Source organism: Bacteroides sp. 519, from assembly GCF_010500955.1.
GTDB lineage: Bacteria > Bacteroidota > Bacteroidia > Bacteroidales > Bacteroidaceae > Bacteroides.
Genome location: NZ_QVMJ01000012.1, coordinates 1 through 16,872, shown reverse-complemented (window position 1 = coordinate 16,872; position 16,872 = coordinate 1). Strand labels below are relative to the sequence as shown.

The window sequence follows — 16,872 nt, the reverse complement described above, 5'->3', positions numbered from 1 at the left end:
TGAAGCTGATTAAAGGAAGAAGGAGCGCAGGATGGTAGCGGCAACTATAAGAAATATACAGGCACCGAACCACGACGCGGCCGTTTTCGATGTATCGGGATCGCCGGAACTGAATTTTCCGTACACCTTTACACCCCCAATCAAACCGACGACCGCACCTATGGCGTATATCAATTTTGTCCCCGGATCGAAATAGCTCGTTACCATGTTCGTGGCCTCGGTAATGCCGCCAATTCCGTTACCTTGTGCGAATGCACTTGAAACAGCAGCCAGAATAAAAGCTGCCGACATTAGAAATTTTTTCTTTGTCATAATGAGAAATTGTTTAAAAAATGGTATCGGGGTGGATAGTCCCGATACCGGGTTGATAAATCTTGTTACTATTGAATTTTTTAGTGGTTGATAGCGCGAAAGCTATCCGTAATCTCTTTCTTTCATCTTTCTTTGTTTTACATTATTATTAATACTTTTCGCACTATGCGAAATCTCTGATATTAAAATTGTCGGGAGCCTTTTTGCCGTTTCCGGCAGTTCCGGCTTCCTTGTCTTTCCGCTCATAAAAAGCCGAAAGGCTTTCAGCCATAAGGTCGGTAACGATTCGCTTTGCATCGGGCTTACCAGAAACCACCTGTTCAAACATATCAGTCTGCCGTATCTCCAGTAAAGTATCGCCCGCTTTTCGTTTTTGCTCCGGCGTTGCTTCATTCGTCCGGTTTACAGTGCGGACTGCATTACCCAGATCATCGAACTGAATACCTGAAGCGAGTACGGCTTGTGCCGTTCCTTCCACTTCTTCCGTTTCTTCTTCGTCTTCCGGCGCATCTTCGTTTTCGTCCGTCATTTCATATTCGAGCGGATAATCTATATCCATAGGCTCGTTTTCTTCATCCGGTGGAGTGTCGGAAAACGCTTCTTCCAATTCCTCCGGCGGCACTTCCGCTGATGGCTTTACCTCGTTAGGCGAAGCAAATATATCGGGATTTTCAGCCTGATTTTCAGATTTTAGCGAGGTGGCAGTGAGTGGCTCCGATTTGGCAGCGAGTGGCGTCGATGCGCTTAAATCAAATGTGCTTTTCCCGACAATATTTTCCTTCAAACGACCTGCTTCATGAATGGAGCTACCCTGACCGATAATGTTCTTTTTTCGTCTTTTTCCTGCTCTTGCCCACAAGAAATAAATTCCGACAAAAAGGGCATACAGGATAACTACGGTTATAAATATCTTTTCCATCCTTACTTTTTAGGGTTTAGGTAATCATCATTGTTATTCTTCTTATACTGTTCTGAAATCTCATCCTGAAAGGTTTCAAAATGATGCTTCAGGACATTGTCTATGTAACTGAATATGGTTACTTCATTTTTTCCTATAACCCCTACAATCTTTGAAATCCGGTTATGGTATTCCTTACGGATACTTACTAATTTTCCGTTTCTTGTCGGGATACCTGCATTGACAAGAAACTGTTTCTTATAGCCGGAAGATTCGGGTTTCGTTTTATCACCCGGAACGACTATCATTTCTATTTCAGGAGCCGTTTTTTCTTCGTATTCTTTCCGCATACGTTTCTTATAGCGAATAGCTTTCGGCAGAATAATTGCCGCCAGTATCACCAATCCCCAGAGGACAATTCCTATTATTGCCTTATCTCCGCTATCTATTAAAAATGGACTGACTATCATAATTTGATTGTTTTATTGTTAGAAAATTCCTTCGTTGTTTTTATTGTACAATTCCGTTATCTCATCCTGATAAGCAGCAAAATGTTGGGACAGTACATTATCTATATAGCTGAATAAAGACACCTGATTTTTACCGATGACCTGAACGATCTTCATAATCTTTTCATGGTGGTCTTTGCGTATGTAAACAGATTTTCCGGTACGTGCCGTAATGCCGACTTCCTGAATAAACAGGCTTTCGTAATCAGGAGATTTACTGCGTTTCCGTTTGGTTTCCTCACGGGGGGATTCTTCCTGAATAACTTCCGTTTTTTCAGGTTCCACGCTTTCCGCTTCCTGTTCCTGTTTCTTTTCGTGTTCAGGAACTAATGCTCTGGGTATGGAACTCGGATTATTCCGGCGTTCCTTATTCTTGAATGAGGATATGACAAAACTGGCATCAATCTCATTCAGGTTTACTTCTTCTTTCTTTTTCGCCATAATCGGTTATTTTAAAGTTTCCAACATTTCATCTATCAGGGCATCGAGGTTACTGCCTCTTACCAATGCTTTGTCCGCAGGGAACAGTGTAGAGCGGAACAGGGCTTTGTGGTTTACCGACTGCTCCCGGCGGAACCGCTTACTGTCGGGCAGGAATGTTTTGAAAAGCGGGAAACCCAGTTTATCAATCACATCTTCATACACTTCGTAGAGTTCGGTTTTCTCCCGACCATCAACGAGATTCCAAAGCAGGTACAGCCCTTTGATTTTTGCTTTGCCGGGCGTAATCAGGGCATCATTGACCGTAATCACATATTGCAGGGTGCTTTCCAGTACCAACCTGTCAGCACTGATCGGAGCAATAATGTAATCCATGAGTGAAAGCGTGTGTACAACTGCCGGATTGTTGATTGTTCCGGGCAGGTCGAAAAATACGAAGTCAGGCTGCAATACTTCAATAACTTCCTGTGCATCTTCCATAGCATTTTCTGGGCTGCTTTCGATAACTTCATAAGCCTTTTTACCCAATGCAGAAAACTGTTCGTAAGCCATGAGCTTGTAATGGTCATCATCCATCGACATTTTTATATCACGCTCACGCATTTCCGCAATCGAGTGTTGTGGAAAGTCGCAATCAATCACGGCTACGTTATAGCCTTTCACATAGTGCAAGTAAGAAGCAACCAACACCGTAAGAGTTGTTTTTCCGGCTCCCCCCTTTTGGGTACTGAAAGCCACGTTCAAAGTTTTCTTTTCCATTGTCTGAAATTTTTAATTATTATACATCGTTTGTATCTCTGTCCGGTTGAACAACCGTCTGTCTGTTCAGCCATACGTTTGATTAGTTATCCGTTCATCTGTCCGTCCGTTTGACCGTTTAGCCATTTGGCTGTTTGTCTGTCCGTCTGTTTAGCCGTTGGAACGTTTAGCCGTTTAGCCAGTCATTTGTTTGTTCAGCCATTTGTTTAGCTATTAATCCGGCTGTATCTCCATATAGCCGACTGTATGTTTTTATATCCGTACAGCTATTCATTTAGCTATCCGGCTGTCTGTTCATACAGTCATTTTCTCTGCAAATAAAAACCTATTTATTAGCAGAATCATCACTTTTTCACGAGGTGGCAGTGAGTGGCGTCGATTTGGCAGCGAGTGGCTTCGCTGCTTGGAATACAGCACGTTACTTTAGCCTATAACTTTGCTGCATGAAATGTCGGGAGATATCCGACCGCCATTTTCGCTCGTTTACTCGCATTCATATCTGTCCCTGTTCAGGACAGATTTTATTTGCGTCATGGCAAATAGCAAGCTGTGTTTTTTGCTGCACGAAACAAGTTCTGCTGCAAAAAACGCTTGCCCCTCCGGGGGGGCGCAACCTCCGAAGTCGGTTGCTTATAATGAATCATTCGGGCGATGATTGTTAAGGCGGCAAGGGTGCCTAACGACGGATTATACCACTAAAAAATCCGACGTATGAATGAAAAAGCAAAGAATCTCCCCAAAAGGGGAAAAGGGGGTAGAAACCCCAAGAATGATCCGGCGAATTACCGTTATTCGGTAAACTTCACCGCAGTAGAACATGCCCGGTTCCTCACCATGTTTGAGCAATCAGGGCTACAATCGAAGGCTCGTTTTATCGCTGCCCGTGTTTTCGGGGACGAGTTTCGAGTGGTAAAAATCGACCGTTCCGCTATGGAATACGTTACTAAACTCACATCTTTTTACGCACAATTCCGTTCCGTTGGGACGAATTACAATCAGGTTGTAAAGGAATTGCATACCAATTTTTCAGAAAAGAAAGCACTTGCTTTGCTCTATAAATTGGAAAAGGCAACGGTAGAACTGGCAGAAACGGGGAAAAAAATTCTGGAATTATCGGAAGAATTTAAGGAACAATGGTTGCAAAAATAAACATCGGTAGTAACCTGTACGGTGCATTGACGTACAATCAGGAAAAGGTTGATAAAGGTCTGGGAAAGATATTAGGTGCGAATCTTGTGTTTGAACCTGCCGATGGACACTTCAACGTTATTGATTGTATTGAGGACTTCATGCAGTTTATCCCGTCGCACTTCCGTACCGAACAACACGTTTTCCATGTATCCCTGAATCCACATGAGGATGATGTTTTGACAGATGACCAACTGGTAGATATCGGAAGGGAATACATGAAACGATTGGGGTATGGCGATCAACCTTATCTGATATTCAAGCATGAGGACATTGAGCGGGAGCATATGCACATTGTATCGCTTCGGGTAAAAAGCGACGGAAAAAAGGTTTATGATGGAAAAGAACATGAACGAAGTAAGGCTATAACAGAAGATTTGGAACGGGAATATAACTTGCATCCGGCAGAAGGACAAAAGCAGGGTGAACAATGGGAACTAACCCCTGTCGATTTTTCAAAGGGAAACCTTAAAAAGCAGATTGCATCCGTTATCAAACCGCTGGCTTCTATGTATCACTTTCAAAGCATGGGAGAATATAAAGCCGTCCTTTCCTTATATAATATAAATGTTGAGGAACTGAAAGGCGAGGCAAAAGGAAAGCCTTATCGGGGATTGCTTTATTCCGCTTTGGATAGTGAGGGCAACAAGGTCGGCAATCCGCTAAAGTCTTCCATATTCGGGAAGTCAGTCGGTTACGATGGACTGGAAAAGCGTATGGAGAAATCTGCCGAACGCATCAAAACTAAAAACCTGAAGACACATACATTAAAAGCGGTATCGGAAGCCAAGCAGGGCAGCCAAAGTGAGAGCGAGTTCCGAGCGAAGCTAAGGCAGCAGGGTATTGATGTTCTGTTTAGGCGGAATGATGAAGGACGGATATATGGCGCTACATTCATAGACCATACTACCCGCACCATACTGAACGGTTCCCGATTGGGTAAAGAGTATTCCGCTAATGTTTTCAATGACCTGTACGGTGGAAAACAGGAACAAGCACAAGAGCCAGTCAAAGACACACGCCTTTCTGATGTTTACAATAATATTCAGCCAGGCACGCACCATGATAACAGTTACACTTCGGATAGTGTAACCGGTGGGCTTTTCTCAATTCTTAATCCGGAGCCGGAGAACCATCCTAAAGAAGAAATGCCATTACCACGTCGTAAGAAAAAAAAGAAGCGCAGGTATGGCAGGCAGATGTAATAAAATATAGGTTTTGTTTGTCATTTCACCTATACGATAAAAGACGGAATCAGGTTATTGATTTCGTCTTTTATAATTAATAACTTGCCCATTAGGATGTTGAATCAACAAAGTTATTGTCTGTAATTAACTATATTTATTCTGGATCTGCCGTGTGTTGCTTTTTTTTATAGTCAATTAAATCTTTACCCGAACCTTTCATCAGATCAATAGCCCATTTTGTTATTACTACCGAGCTTATTATACCACTCAAACAATCTAACCAATATATCTGCCAAAACATTCCGATAGTTAGGGCAATAATAGCGGTTATACTTGTTAATCCGTCAGCCAATACATGTAGGTATGCCGAGTGGATATTATGGTCACGATGCTCATGATCGTGATGCAGGAATACTGCACTTAGAGCATTTACAATCAATCCAACAATGGCAACGATAATAGCTTCCTTGAAAAATATATCTACTGGATTCATTAACCTTTGTACGGATTCAACTGCCATCAATACAGCTACAATCAGCAATGCTACGGCACTCGTATAGCCGGATAAAGCCAATAGTTTCCCTTTATTGAATGAGTGATTTTCTGTTTGTGAATACTTACGGGCTGCATAGTAAGCAACCCATGTCAGACCTAAAGCAAGTACATGGGAAGCCATGTGCCAGCCGTCAGCTAATAATGCCATTGAGTTAGTCCAGTACCCGAAGCTAATTTCTACTACCATTGTTGCGGCTGTCAGCAAAACAACCCATTTGGTTTTCTGTTCGTTGGTATGTGTATGATTTTTAGTATGCGGATGATTATTCTCCGCATGATTATGTTTATCTCCCATGATGATTAATATTTTATTTGGATAATCGTCTTATTATTTAGCTAAGAAGTTATTTATAAAATATTATTCTTGGGTGGATGCCAGATTGAGTTAATAAGATTTTGAGGAATATAATATGTGTGATCCGGTATTTTAATATCGGATTTTATGGCAAATGGTTTTTCAGGATTGTCGAAAGAATGTTCCGCAAATATAAAAGGATTAATATGTACTGTATTAAGTGAGTTATGAAAAGGCAAAGATGCGTGATTGTGATTTGCCTTTTTTTTCGTTTTATGCTCATTTTCGGAATAATGCAGTTTAAAAAAATCTTTTAAGTCAATGGATGTTTCTTCAGTGTGTTCGCAATAATGTTGGATTAAAAAAGGCAAGCGATATATTTCCTGCAAAACAGTATTAGTGAATCCTATTTGCAGGGACAGTAAAGTAACGACTATGATGGTCAAAAATTTCACGCCTCAAATTTAGCAATATTCCTTAAAATAGTAAATCACTATTTTAAGGTATTTACTTATAAGGTACCTCTTATTCCATTTTAGCGCCACTCGCTGCCAAATCGAAGCCACAAGCGACCACATGACAGAAAATCAATCATTTACAAGAACAACCTCTCTAATTTCGCTTCTCAAACTTTTAATTTTTAAAGATTATGCAACAAGAAGATGATTTAAGAGGACTTGCCAAAGTGATGGAGTTCATGAGGGCAATCAGTATTATTTTTGTAGTGATAAACATTTATTGGTTTTGCTATTACGCTTTGCGTGAATGGGGAATCAATATTTCGGTAGTTGATAAGATACTACTGAACTTTGACCGGACTGCCGGACTATTCGGTAGTATTCTTTATACCAAATTATTTGCCGTTGTTTTCCTTGCCCTTTCGTGTCTGGGAACTAAGGGAGTTAAAGAGGAAAAAATCACTTGGCCGAAAATCTATGTTTTTCTGACAATAGGTTTTATCCTGTTCTTTATGAATTGGTGGATACTTGAATTGCCATTACCTGCATCGGCTACAACAGGTTTTTACATCCTGACAATGGCAGCAGGTTATCTGTTCCTTTTGGTCGGTGGATTATGGATGAGCCGTTTACTCAAAAACAATATGTTCGACGACGTATTCAACACGGAGAACGAGAGTTTTATGCAGGAAACACGGCTATTACAGAGTGAATATTCCGTGAACCTGCCTACGAAATTCTGGTATAAGAAAAAAGAATGGCGGGGTTGGATAAACGTTGTAAATCCTTTTCGTGCAAGTATTGTGTTAGGAACTCCGGGCAGTGGGAAGTCATACGCTGTTGTTAATCAATACATTAAGCAACAAATTGAGAAAGGATTTTCAATGTACGTGTATGATTTTAAGTTTCCTGACCTTTCTACAATCGCTTATAATCATTTACTGAACAATCAATTAGGCTACAAAAAAGTCCCCACGTTTTACGTGATAAACTTCGACGATCCGAGCCGTTCACACCGATGTAATCCAATCAACCCTTCTTTCATGGAAGATATTAGCGATGCTTACGAATCGAGTTATACAATTATGCTTAACCTTAATAAAACATGGGTGCAAAAACAAGGCGACTTCTTTGTGGAATCTCCGATAATTCTGTTTGCTGCTATTATATGGTATCTCCGAATTTATAAAGACGGAAAATATTGCACATTCCCTCATGCGATAGAGTTCCTGAATAAAAGGTATGAAGATATTTTCCCTATTTTGACAAGTTATCCCGAACTGGAAAACTACCTAAGTCCCTTTATGGACGCGTGGCTTGGGGGCGCAATGGAACAGTTGCAGGGACAGATAGCAAGTGCTAAAATACCGCTTTCAAGAATGATTAGCCCGCAATTATACTGGGTAATGAGCGGTGATGAGTTCACGCTTGATATAAACAACCCTGATGATCCGAAGGTATTAGTCGTAGGCAATAACCCCGATAGGCAAAATATATACGGCGCAGCTTTGGGACTTTACAATTCCAGAATAGTTAAATTGATAAACAAAAAAGGGCAATTAAAGAGTTCGGTCGTAATCGACGAATTACCGACAATTTATTTCAAAGGTCTTGACAATTTGATCGCAACAGCCCGTAGTAATAAGGTTGCTGTGCTTTTGGGCTTTCAGGATTTTTCGCAGCTAATAAGGGACTACGGGGATAAGGAAGCAAAAGTTGTGATGAACACCGTAGGAAATGTTTTTAGCGGTCAGGTTGTGGGAGAAACTGCAAAAACATTATCCGATAGATTTGGTAAAGTCTTACAGAAACGCCAGTCTATGACTATTAACCGCAATGATAAATCGACCTCTATAAGTACCCAGATGGATAGCTTGATACCACCGTCCAAAATCAGTAACTTGACACAAGGGATGTTTGTCGGAGCGATTGCCGACAACTTTGATGAACGTATCGAGCAGAAAATTTTCCATTGTGAAATAGTTGTAGATAATGCAAAGGTAGCTGCCGAAACTAAGGCTTATCAATCTATTCCTATTATTACCGACTTTAAAGACGAAAACGGAGTAGATAAGATGAAAGAGCAGATACAGCTCAACTATAACCGTATCAAAGAGGAAACCAAACAAATTGTTGCAGAAGAACTACAACGCATTAAGGATGATCCTTCATTGGCTCATTTATTACAGCAACAAGAATAAATATACATATATATATAATGTAGGAGAGCCGGATTTCCGGCTCTTTGTTTTTCCTATAACGCCACTCACTGCCAAATCGAAGCCACAAGCGACCACCTGCCGAAAAATCAACAGCTAACCTCTTGATTACCGCTACTTTTATTCTGCATTAATAGTGATGCAGAACAAAAACAGTTTTTATTATGGATGAAAAATTAAATCCGAAAGACAAAGTTCTCCTGATGCGAGATGAAGGAGAAGGCAACAAACTCAAAGTCGTGAAAGGCATCGACAAAAAAGGTAAAATTGATGCCATTGATCCCATGAAGGCGAAGCAAACCGATTTTATCAAAATTGACAAACACGCCGATCCCCTTGAAAACTTTTTCAAAAACTTCTTTAATCAAGCTAAAAACCCGTCGCATACAGGATTCTATGCGGTTACCGTCGATATGCTTGATAAAGTATTAAAACTAAGTGATGAAGATTTGGAGAAGTATCGTATCAATCCGAAAGATTATATGAATCAGCAGGAACAATCCACCAAAGAGAGTGAAAAGCAAGTTCAAACCGAAAAAAAAGAAGAAAAAATGGAAGCAACACCAGCAACCGAACAGAAGACCGAATTTAAGCAATTCGACACAAGCCGTATCCCTGAAAGTGAATATCAGAAATACGGTATCAAGCCCGAAAATCTGGAGGGCGAACTCAAAGCCATGAGTTACGGGTATAAATCTCCGCACCTTGTAGATATCAACCCCAAAATAGAGGGAGTAGAATATCCCATGAAAGCCCGTCTTTCACTGGAGGAACAGCCGGATGGCAGCCTGAAATTTACCCCGCATCCATACCAACAGCAGGTTGATTTGGAAAAACCGTTTCAGGGCATTATGCTCCCCAATGACGTAAAAGAAAACCTGTTAGCAACGGGTAACAGTGGTAGGGTGGTAGAACTGGAGCCAAGACCGGGCGAAAAAGTACCGTCGCTTATTTCTATCGACAAGCAGACTAACCGTTTGGAAGCCGTACCCCTTGATAAGCTCACAGTATCTCAAAACCTGAAAGGTGTTGAGTTATCTCCTGAACAACAACAGGCATTAAAAGAAGGGAAAAAGGTACTCGTAGAGGGTATGACCTCCAAAAAGACAATAGGTACCGATAATCCTAAAAAATTCGATGCTTATGTTCAGTTTAATGCAGCCAAAGGCGGTTACGATTTCAATTATGACGGATTAGACCGCAATAAGTATCAGCAGAACAATAGACAGGAACAAAGCCAGAACGGAGAACAGCAGAACCAAGTCCGTATTCCTAAAAAACTTTTAGGCGTTGATTTGGACGATAAACAACAAAGTTCTCTCCGGGAAGGAAAAGCCGTCTATGTTCAGGGTATGATGAAAGACGGAAAGGGCGAGCCTTTCAATGCCTATGTAAAGGTCAATCAGGAAAAAGGCAAACTGGATTTCTTTAAGTGGAACCCGGACAGAGCCAAAAAGCAAGGTGCGGATGTGAAAGTTGCCGAAGGCAATAAGACACAGGTAGCAGTCAATTCACAGGGTAAAACCAATGAAGCAACCAAACATTCAAATGAACCCCTGAAACAAGGTCAGCAAAACCCGACCGAAAAGCAGCAAGAGCAGAAGCAGATTAGGAAACCTGTGAAAAAGTCCACAGGACATAAAATGTAATACCAACCACTAAAAAATCCAATAGTAAATGAAAGTAATAATTGCAGAAAAGCCAAGCGTAGCCCGTGATATAGCGGCTATCGTTGGTGCGGATAACCGCAAGGACGGTTATTTAGAAGGGAACGGATATTGTGTAACGTGGGCATTTGGCCACCTCATAGGACTGGCAATGCCGCAGGACTATGGTATTACAGGATTTCAGGCTGAAAACCTACCGATACTTCCTGCCGAATTTAAGTTATTGCCTCGTCAGGTAAAGGACGGTAAAGAATACAAACCTGATCCGGGCACAATGAAACAACTTAAAGTTATCAAAGAGTTATTTAATAAATGTGAGCGTATAGTGGTTGCGACCGATGCAGGACGTGAAGGGGAGTTAATTTTCAGATATATATATAATTATCTGGAGTGTTCCCGCCCTTTCGACCGTCTTTGGATAAGCTCTCTCACGGATCAGGCTATCCGCAAAGGATTGGAGAACCTACGTCCGGGAAAAGAGTACGACAACCTGTATCGTTCGGCAAAAGCCCGGAGCCAAGCCGATTGGGTTGTCGGGATAAACGCTTCACAAGCCCTGTCAATATCAGCCGGGCACGGCGTATGGTCATTGGGACGGGTGCAAACACCTACACTCGCCATGATATGCAGCCGTTATCTGGAAAACAAAGATTTCAAACCGCAAACCTATTTTCAGGTAAAATTGCATACGGCAAAAGATGCAACCCAGTTCGCCGCTATTTCCACAGAACGGTACAACACAAAGCAGGAGGCAGACGACATCTTAAACCGTGTCCGATCCGCCGAATCCGTAAACGTGATAAGCGTAGAAAAGAAAGAAGCCAATCAGGAACCGCCATTGCTCTACGATTTGACTACTTTGCAGAAAGAAGCGAACAGCCGCCATAGTTTTTCAGCAGATAAAACCCTGTCGGTAGCCCAGTCGCTTTACGAAGCGAAACTTATTTCCTATCCAAGAACGGGCAGCCGTTATATTTCCGATGATGTTTTTGCCGAGATACCCGCCCTTATAGGTCAGTTATCCGGTTACGCTCCATTCGGCAACTATGCAAAAATAATGTCAGGGGCAAGCCTGAACAGGCGTTCTGTAAATGATAAGAAAGTAACAGACCACCATGCTCTGATTATCACCGAAAATATGCCGAAAGATATTTCAGCCGACCAACGTATCATATACGATATGATTGCTGCCCGAATGTTGGAAGCCTTTTCCGGCAAATGCACCAAAGAAAACACAAGCGTTTCTTTGGATGCTTCGGGCATTGCTTTTTCAGTCAAAGGTAGCATTATCCTTATTCCCGGTTGGCGTGCCGTATTGAACGCACCTGATGAAGAAAAAGGCGAAGACGATGCTCCGGCACTTCCATCCCTGTCCGATGGGGATGTACTTCCCATTAACGGAACGGACTTACTGGAGAAACAAACCAAGCCCCGCCCATTACATACGGAAAGTAGTTTATTATCTTCTATGGAAACCTGTGGTAAAGACCTTACCGACGAAACGGAACGGGAAGCGCTCAAAGAATCGGGTATCGGAACACCTGCCACCCGTGCCGCTATTATCGAAACGCTTTTCTCCCGTGAATATATTCAGCGTGAAAAAAAATCCCTTGTTCCTACCAATAAAGGATTGGTAGTCTATCTGGCTATCCGTGATAAAAAAATAGCGGACGTAGCTATGACCGGAGCATGGGAAAGCGCATTGAATAAAATAGCAACGGGAGAAATGGATGCCGATACCTTTCATAGAAGTATCGAAGTATATGCCGCACAGATTACCACCGAATTACTGGAGAAGAAAATCGAAGGCGGCAATACAAGAGAGAGCTGTCCATGTCCGAAATGTAAAAACGGTCAGGTAGTAATATTCCAAAAGGTTGCAAAATGTAACAATGAGGCTTGCGGACTGACAGTATTCCGGAATAAATCAGGAAAAGACCTGACGGACGGACAACTGAAAGACCTGCTTACCAAAGGCAAGACAGGTACTATCAAAGGCTTTAAGAGTAAAGAAAATAAGCCTTTTGATGCTGCCGTAGCTTTTGATGCAGAGTATAAAACGATATTCCAATTTGATAATTCCAAAAAGAGGAAAAAGTAATGAAAATAAGTTTGTTATTAAATTTAGGACAGGCATTGACGAGAAATGCAAATCTGGATAAGCCGACTAAAATGCTATATTCTTTTATTGATTATTGTAAAAGTCATGATTTTCCATATCCTACTATTCCAAGAATCGGAGAATTTATTTCATTGGAAGAGTTCTTTATAGAATGGGCGAAATCGCTTGATGACTGCGAATTAAATATGCTTGATAATATTAATTCGCTAACTACGTGTATCGGTAAGGAAATTAAGGTCATCAATGTTATTCACAATGTAAATCGCTCAGTCCTGTACTGTTCTGACTTGTATAAATTGGAATAAAACAGCTATCTTTGCCACTAAGAAGTTCATATGGCACAGGTTTTAATGAGAAATTATTAAATCTATCCTATTGAATTTTTTAGTGGTGGCACTGGGGAGGGATACCCCGGTGCCTTTTGCTTATCCGTATCAATAGTTTTCCACTAAAAAATTCATAGTTATGAAATACAATTCAAATTTAGAGCCTGCGGAAATGTCATACTTCCGGCTCAATCTACTTTCTTATTTACGTGATTCCCACCCCGACAAAGCAAATGACCTTTCATTTATTGCCGGACGTGGGGATATGGCAGCCGAAGCGTACAGCGAAGCCGTAAAAAGCGGTTTAGACCATATTCAAGCTGCCGAAATTGCAAACGAAGCCTTATTCAAAGGCTTACACTTTTCACCTTATAATATAGTAGTTGAAATACTTTGGAACGAGTTTTTCGACGAAGTTTCTCCGGGTGGTGCCCAGGCAAAGGCAAAAGAACTAATGCCCGAATGTCAGGCGGTATTTGCTAAATACAACCTTAGTGATGATTATGCCGAAACGACAGAGTACCAGTCGCTTTATACAGAGCTTGTCGGCACGATCCTGATACTGCTCGAAAATGAGTTACAATAAGCGAACTCATTTGCGTCAGAATATTGACGCAATAAAGTTAGCGTTAAGGCTCGACAAGGAACAAAAAAAGGCAACACCCGAAGAACGGGAAATACTCGCAAAATATTCAGGCTTTGGAGGGATTAAGGCAATCCTTAACCCTGCCGACAAACCCGAAGATATTGAGCGGTGGTCTAAATCCGAAGTCGAGCTTTTCCCGTTGGTGCAAGAACTCCACGAGGTACTCCGTGAAAGTTCTCCCACACCGGAAGTTTACAAACGCTATGTCAGTTCCCTGAAAAGTTCTATCCTTACGGCATTTTATACGCCGAAGCCTGTTATTGATGTGTTAGCGGATGCACTAAAGGATAGCGGTATAACTCCGACACGCTTTTTAGAACCCAGTGCCGGAACAGGTGCGTTTATTTCTTCTTTCAAAGATATTGCACCTGAAGCTAACGTAACCAGTTTTGAAAAAGACCTGCTAACAGGTAAAATTCTATCGCACCTTTATCCTGATGATAAGGTACGGATTGAAGGTTACGAAAAAATGGAAGGACGCTATTCACAGCATTTTGATGTGATTGCATCTAATATCCCTTTTGGAGATGTTTCGGTATTCGATCCGCTACTGTCCAACCATGAAATACCCGCCGTCAAACAATCGACACAGGCGATACACAACTACTTTTTTGTAAAAAGTGTCATGTCGGCCAGAGAAGGCGGGTTAATCGCCTTTATTACCAGTCAGGGCGTACTCAATTCGGAACAAAACAAACCGATACGGGAATACCTGATGAACTCTTGCGATGTTGTTTCAGCTATCCGTTTGCCGAACAACCTCTTTTCCGACCATGCCGGAACTGATGTCGGCAGCGACCTGATTGTATTACAACGGAATAATAAAAATATAGTTCCAAGCCAACGACAGCAGGATTTTATCGAATCCCGCAAATTATCTAACGGCATATCTATTAATAACCTGTTCCGTGATTTCAACAGAGTAGTACAAACCCGTTCCAAAATCGACACCGATCCATACGGCAAACCTGCTATTGTTTTTACCCATGAAGGCGGTATTGAGGGAATAGCCACAGATTTGCGGCAAATGCTGAAAGATGATTTTTCAAAACATTTGGATTTGCAGCGTTACCAAAACTATGCACAGGAAAACCCGGCACAGTCGGTAACACAACAATCTCAATCTGCAAAATTGGATAACAGCAATCAGATAACCGAACAGGATATTCAGGAATTAAGTGATTACGCTTCTGAAATGGACAGAAAACTGTATGCCGAACGTCCGCCACAACCCGAAGATTTTGGAATTAAAGAAAAAAAGCAGAATGAAACAGAAGAAAGACAACCGGCTGCTCCAAATACTTTTAGAGGTACTCTTTTCGATATGGATGATCCTGCCATTAAAAAAGCGCCGACTACGGAGGCGAAACCCCAGTCCGTAACGCAGGAACCATTAATAACGCTCTATGACCTTTTCGGCTTTACCCAAGAGGAACGCAGTCAGGTAAACAAACCCAAAAAGAGAGGTAGAAAATTCAAATTACAGGCAAGCAAGTCAAAGGAACTGCCGTTTATGGACTGGCGGGAAGAAATGGCGCATAATGCAGCGCAGCAACGGGAAAAGCTACAACAGGAAAGCGCCGAGGCCTATCCCGTATTCGATGCCCGTCGGGAAGAACAGTTGGAACGGCTGAAAGAGGAAGCCGAACGGGAACAGCAGGAACGCATGAAACCTGTTCCTTTCCTATTGGAAGATATACCGTCCCATTACCGTGATGGCTCACTTGTTACCGACGAAAATAATCGTATCGGTTATTTGCGTGATTTGAATGGATTTCAGCCGATGTTCCATCCGCTTCAGCTCACCGGAACACAGCAGGCGAAAGCATCCCTTTATATTGAAATACGGGACACTTATCACCACCTGTACAGCAACGAAGCAACAAGGTTGGAAGCCAATCCTGCATTAAGGGAAATGCTTAACCGACTGTATGATGATTTTACCCGCCGTTTCGGAAATATAAACGATGCGAAAAATCTTAGTCTTATAAAAATGGATGCCGGAGGAACGGAAATTCTTTCTCTGGAACGGTATATCGACGGTAAAGCCGTCAAAGCAGATATATTTCAACAACCGGTTGCCTTTAATCCCAATGAGATTACCCATGCCGATAATGCACGGGAAGCCCTGACCGCTTCGCTCAATAAACATGCAACGGTAAACCTTGAATATATGGCAGGGCTTACAGGGGGGACTTCGGATGAAATACTGGAGGAACTCAAAGGGCAGGTATTTTTCAATCCAATGATAGGCTCTTATGAAATTAAAGACAAGTTCATAAGTGGTAATGTTATCTCCAAAGCGGAACACGTAGAGCGGTATATAGAAAACCACCCCGACAATGAAGCGGCAAAAGAATCATTAAAGGCTCTGAAAGAAGCAATACCCCGTCCGATAGCATTCGAAGATTTGGATTTTAATTTCGGAGAACGGTGGATACCGTCGGGCATTTACAGCAAATACGCTTCACATTTGTTTGATACGAATGTATCGGTGCATTATGCTCAAAGCCGTGATGAATACACGCTCAAAGCCGACAGCAAAAATATCAAGATATGGGATCAGTACGCTGTTAAGGCAACAAGCCGGACTTTCGACGGTATCGCCCTGATGAAACACGCCTTGCATAATACCTCTCCTGATATAACAAAGAAAGTCAATAAGTTGATTGACGGGGAAATAAAAGAGGTCAAGGTACGTGATTCCGAATCTATTCAACTCGCCAATTCCAAGATTGACGAGATACGGAACGGTTTCGTTGAATGGCTTAACGAACAATCACCGGAGTTCAAAGACCGACTGGCAGATAAATACAACCGTACATTTAATTGTTTCGTCCGTCCGGAGTATGACGGAAGCCACCAAGAGTTTCCGGGACTGGATCTGAAAGGCTTGGGTATTCCCGACCTATACAATAGCCAAAAGGATGCAATTTGGATGGATAAACTCAATGGCGGGGGTATTATCGACCACGAAGTCGGGGGCGGTAAAACCCTGATAATGTGTGTAAGCGCCTACGAGAAAAAACGTTTGGGATTGGTAAATAAACCGCTCATTATGGCGCTCAAAGCCAATGTTCATGAAATAGCCCAAACTTTCTGTACGGCTTACCCCAATGCAAAAGTGTTGTATCCGGGTAAAGAAGATTTCACCCCTGCTAAACGGGCGAAGATTTTCAACGAAATGAAGAATAACAACTGTTATCAAAATTTTTCTATTATCCCAACTTTTTATAAATTCACCTCATTTTCAACAGTATAATTATTAATAGTTTGGATAATGCTCTTTA

The 16,872-nt window shown here is 41.8% G+C and carries 13 protein-coding genes; 7 read left to right on the top strand and 6 right to left on the bottom strand.

What is annotated here, in order from left to right; genetic code table 11:
• Positions 1-9: 9 nt before the first annotated feature.
• The 5 genes from D0T85_RS11775 to D0T85_RS11755 form a co-directional block, all read right to left on the bottom strand.
• Positions 10-312: a DUF4134 domain-containing protein gene (locus D0T85_RS11775; protein WP_018075063.1), complete on the bottom strand. Its 303-nt coding sequence runs from the start codon at positions 310-312 to the stop codon at positions 10-12.
• 163 nt (positions 313-475) lie between these two features.
• Positions 476-1,231 (bottom strand): hypothetical protein, encoded by a 756-nt coding sequence (locus tag D0T85_RS11770; RefSeq protein WP_129733325.1) that lies wholly within the window; start codon positions 1,229-1,231, stop codon positions 476-478.
• 2 nt (positions 1,232-1,233) lie between these two features.
• A complete protein-coding gene (locus D0T85_RS11765; RefSeq protein ID WP_129733326.1) occupies positions 1,234-1,680 on the bottom strand; it encodes a DUF3408 domain-containing protein in 447 nt (148 codons plus the stop codon).
• 18 nt (positions 1,681-1,698) lie between these two features.
• Positions 1,699-2,160: a DUF3408 domain-containing protein gene (locus tag D0T85_RS11760; protein WP_129733327.1), complete on the bottom strand. Its 462-nt coding sequence runs from the start codon at positions 2,158-2,160 to the stop codon at positions 1,699-1,701.
• Between the two features lie 6 nt (positions 2,161-2,166).
• Positions 2,167-2,919: a ParA family protein gene (locus D0T85_RS11755; protein ID WP_129733328.1), complete on the bottom strand. Its 753-nt coding sequence runs from the start codon at positions 2,917-2,919 to the stop codon at positions 2,167-2,169.
• Positions 2,920-3,630: 711 nt separating this feature from the next.
• Here D0T85_RS11755 and mobA point away from each other — a divergent pair.
• Both mobA and mobB read left to right on the top strand, forming a co-directional pair.
• Positions 3,631-4,068 (top strand): conjugal transfer protein MobA, encoded by a 438-nt coding sequence (mobA, locus tag D0T85_RS11750; protein WP_129733329.1) that lies wholly within the window; start codon positions 3,631-3,633, stop codon positions 4,066-4,068.
• Positions 4,053-5,312, top strand: a complete 1,260-nt coding sequence (mobB, locus tag D0T85_RS11745) for a conjugal transfer protein MobB (protein WP_129733330.1) — start codon at positions 4,053-4,055, stop codon at positions 5,310-5,312. Before mobA ends, mobB begins: the two co-directional genes overlap by 16 nt.
• Positions 5,313-5,448: 136 nt before the next feature.
• On the opposite strand, the gene D0T85_RS11740 is transcribed toward mobB, so the two are convergent.
• Entirely contained in the window at positions 5,449-6,144 is a 696-nt protein-coding gene (locus D0T85_RS11740; RefSeq protein ID WP_129733331.1) for a cation diffusion facilitator family transporter, read from the bottom strand.
• A 649-nt stretch (positions 6,145-6,793) separates the two neighbouring features.
• On the opposite strand from D0T85_RS11740, the gene mobC reads away from it, so the two are divergent.
• The 5 genes from mobC (at position 6,794) to D0T85_RS11715 (ending at position 16,844) form a co-directional block, all read left to right on the top strand.
• On the top strand, positions 6,794-8,803 hold the full coding sequence (gene mobC / locus D0T85_RS11735; protein WP_185154804.1) for a conjugal transfer protein MobC: 2,010 nt from the start codon (positions 6,794-6,796) through the stop codon (positions 8,801-8,803).
• A gap of 182 nt (positions 8,804-8,985) precedes the next feature.
• Positions 8,986-10,470, top strand: coding sequence for a DUF3945 domain-containing protein (locus D0T85_RS11730; protein WP_129733333.1), 1,485 nt, complete (start codon positions 8,986-8,988; stop codon positions 10,468-10,470).
• 28 nt (positions 10,471-10,498) lie between these two features.
• Positions 10,499-12,589, top strand: a complete 2,091-nt coding sequence (locus tag D0T85_RS11725) for a type IA DNA topoisomerase (RefSeq protein ID WP_129733334.1) — start codon at positions 10,499-10,501, stop codon at positions 12,587-12,589.
• A 486-nt stretch (positions 12,590-13,075) separates the two neighbouring features.
• Positions 13,076-13,522, top strand: coding sequence for a DUF1896 family protein (locus tag D0T85_RS11720; RefSeq protein ID WP_129733336.1), 447 nt, complete (start codon positions 13,076-13,078; stop codon positions 13,520-13,522).
• Positions 13,509-16,844 (top strand): N-6 DNA methylase, encoded by a 3,336-nt coding sequence (locus D0T85_RS11715; RefSeq protein ID WP_239060705.1) that lies wholly within the window; start codon positions 13,509-13,511, stop codon positions 16,842-16,844. Before D0T85_RS11720 ends, D0T85_RS11715 begins: the two co-directional genes overlap by 14 nt.
• Positions 16,845-16,872 lie beyond the last annotated feature (28 nt).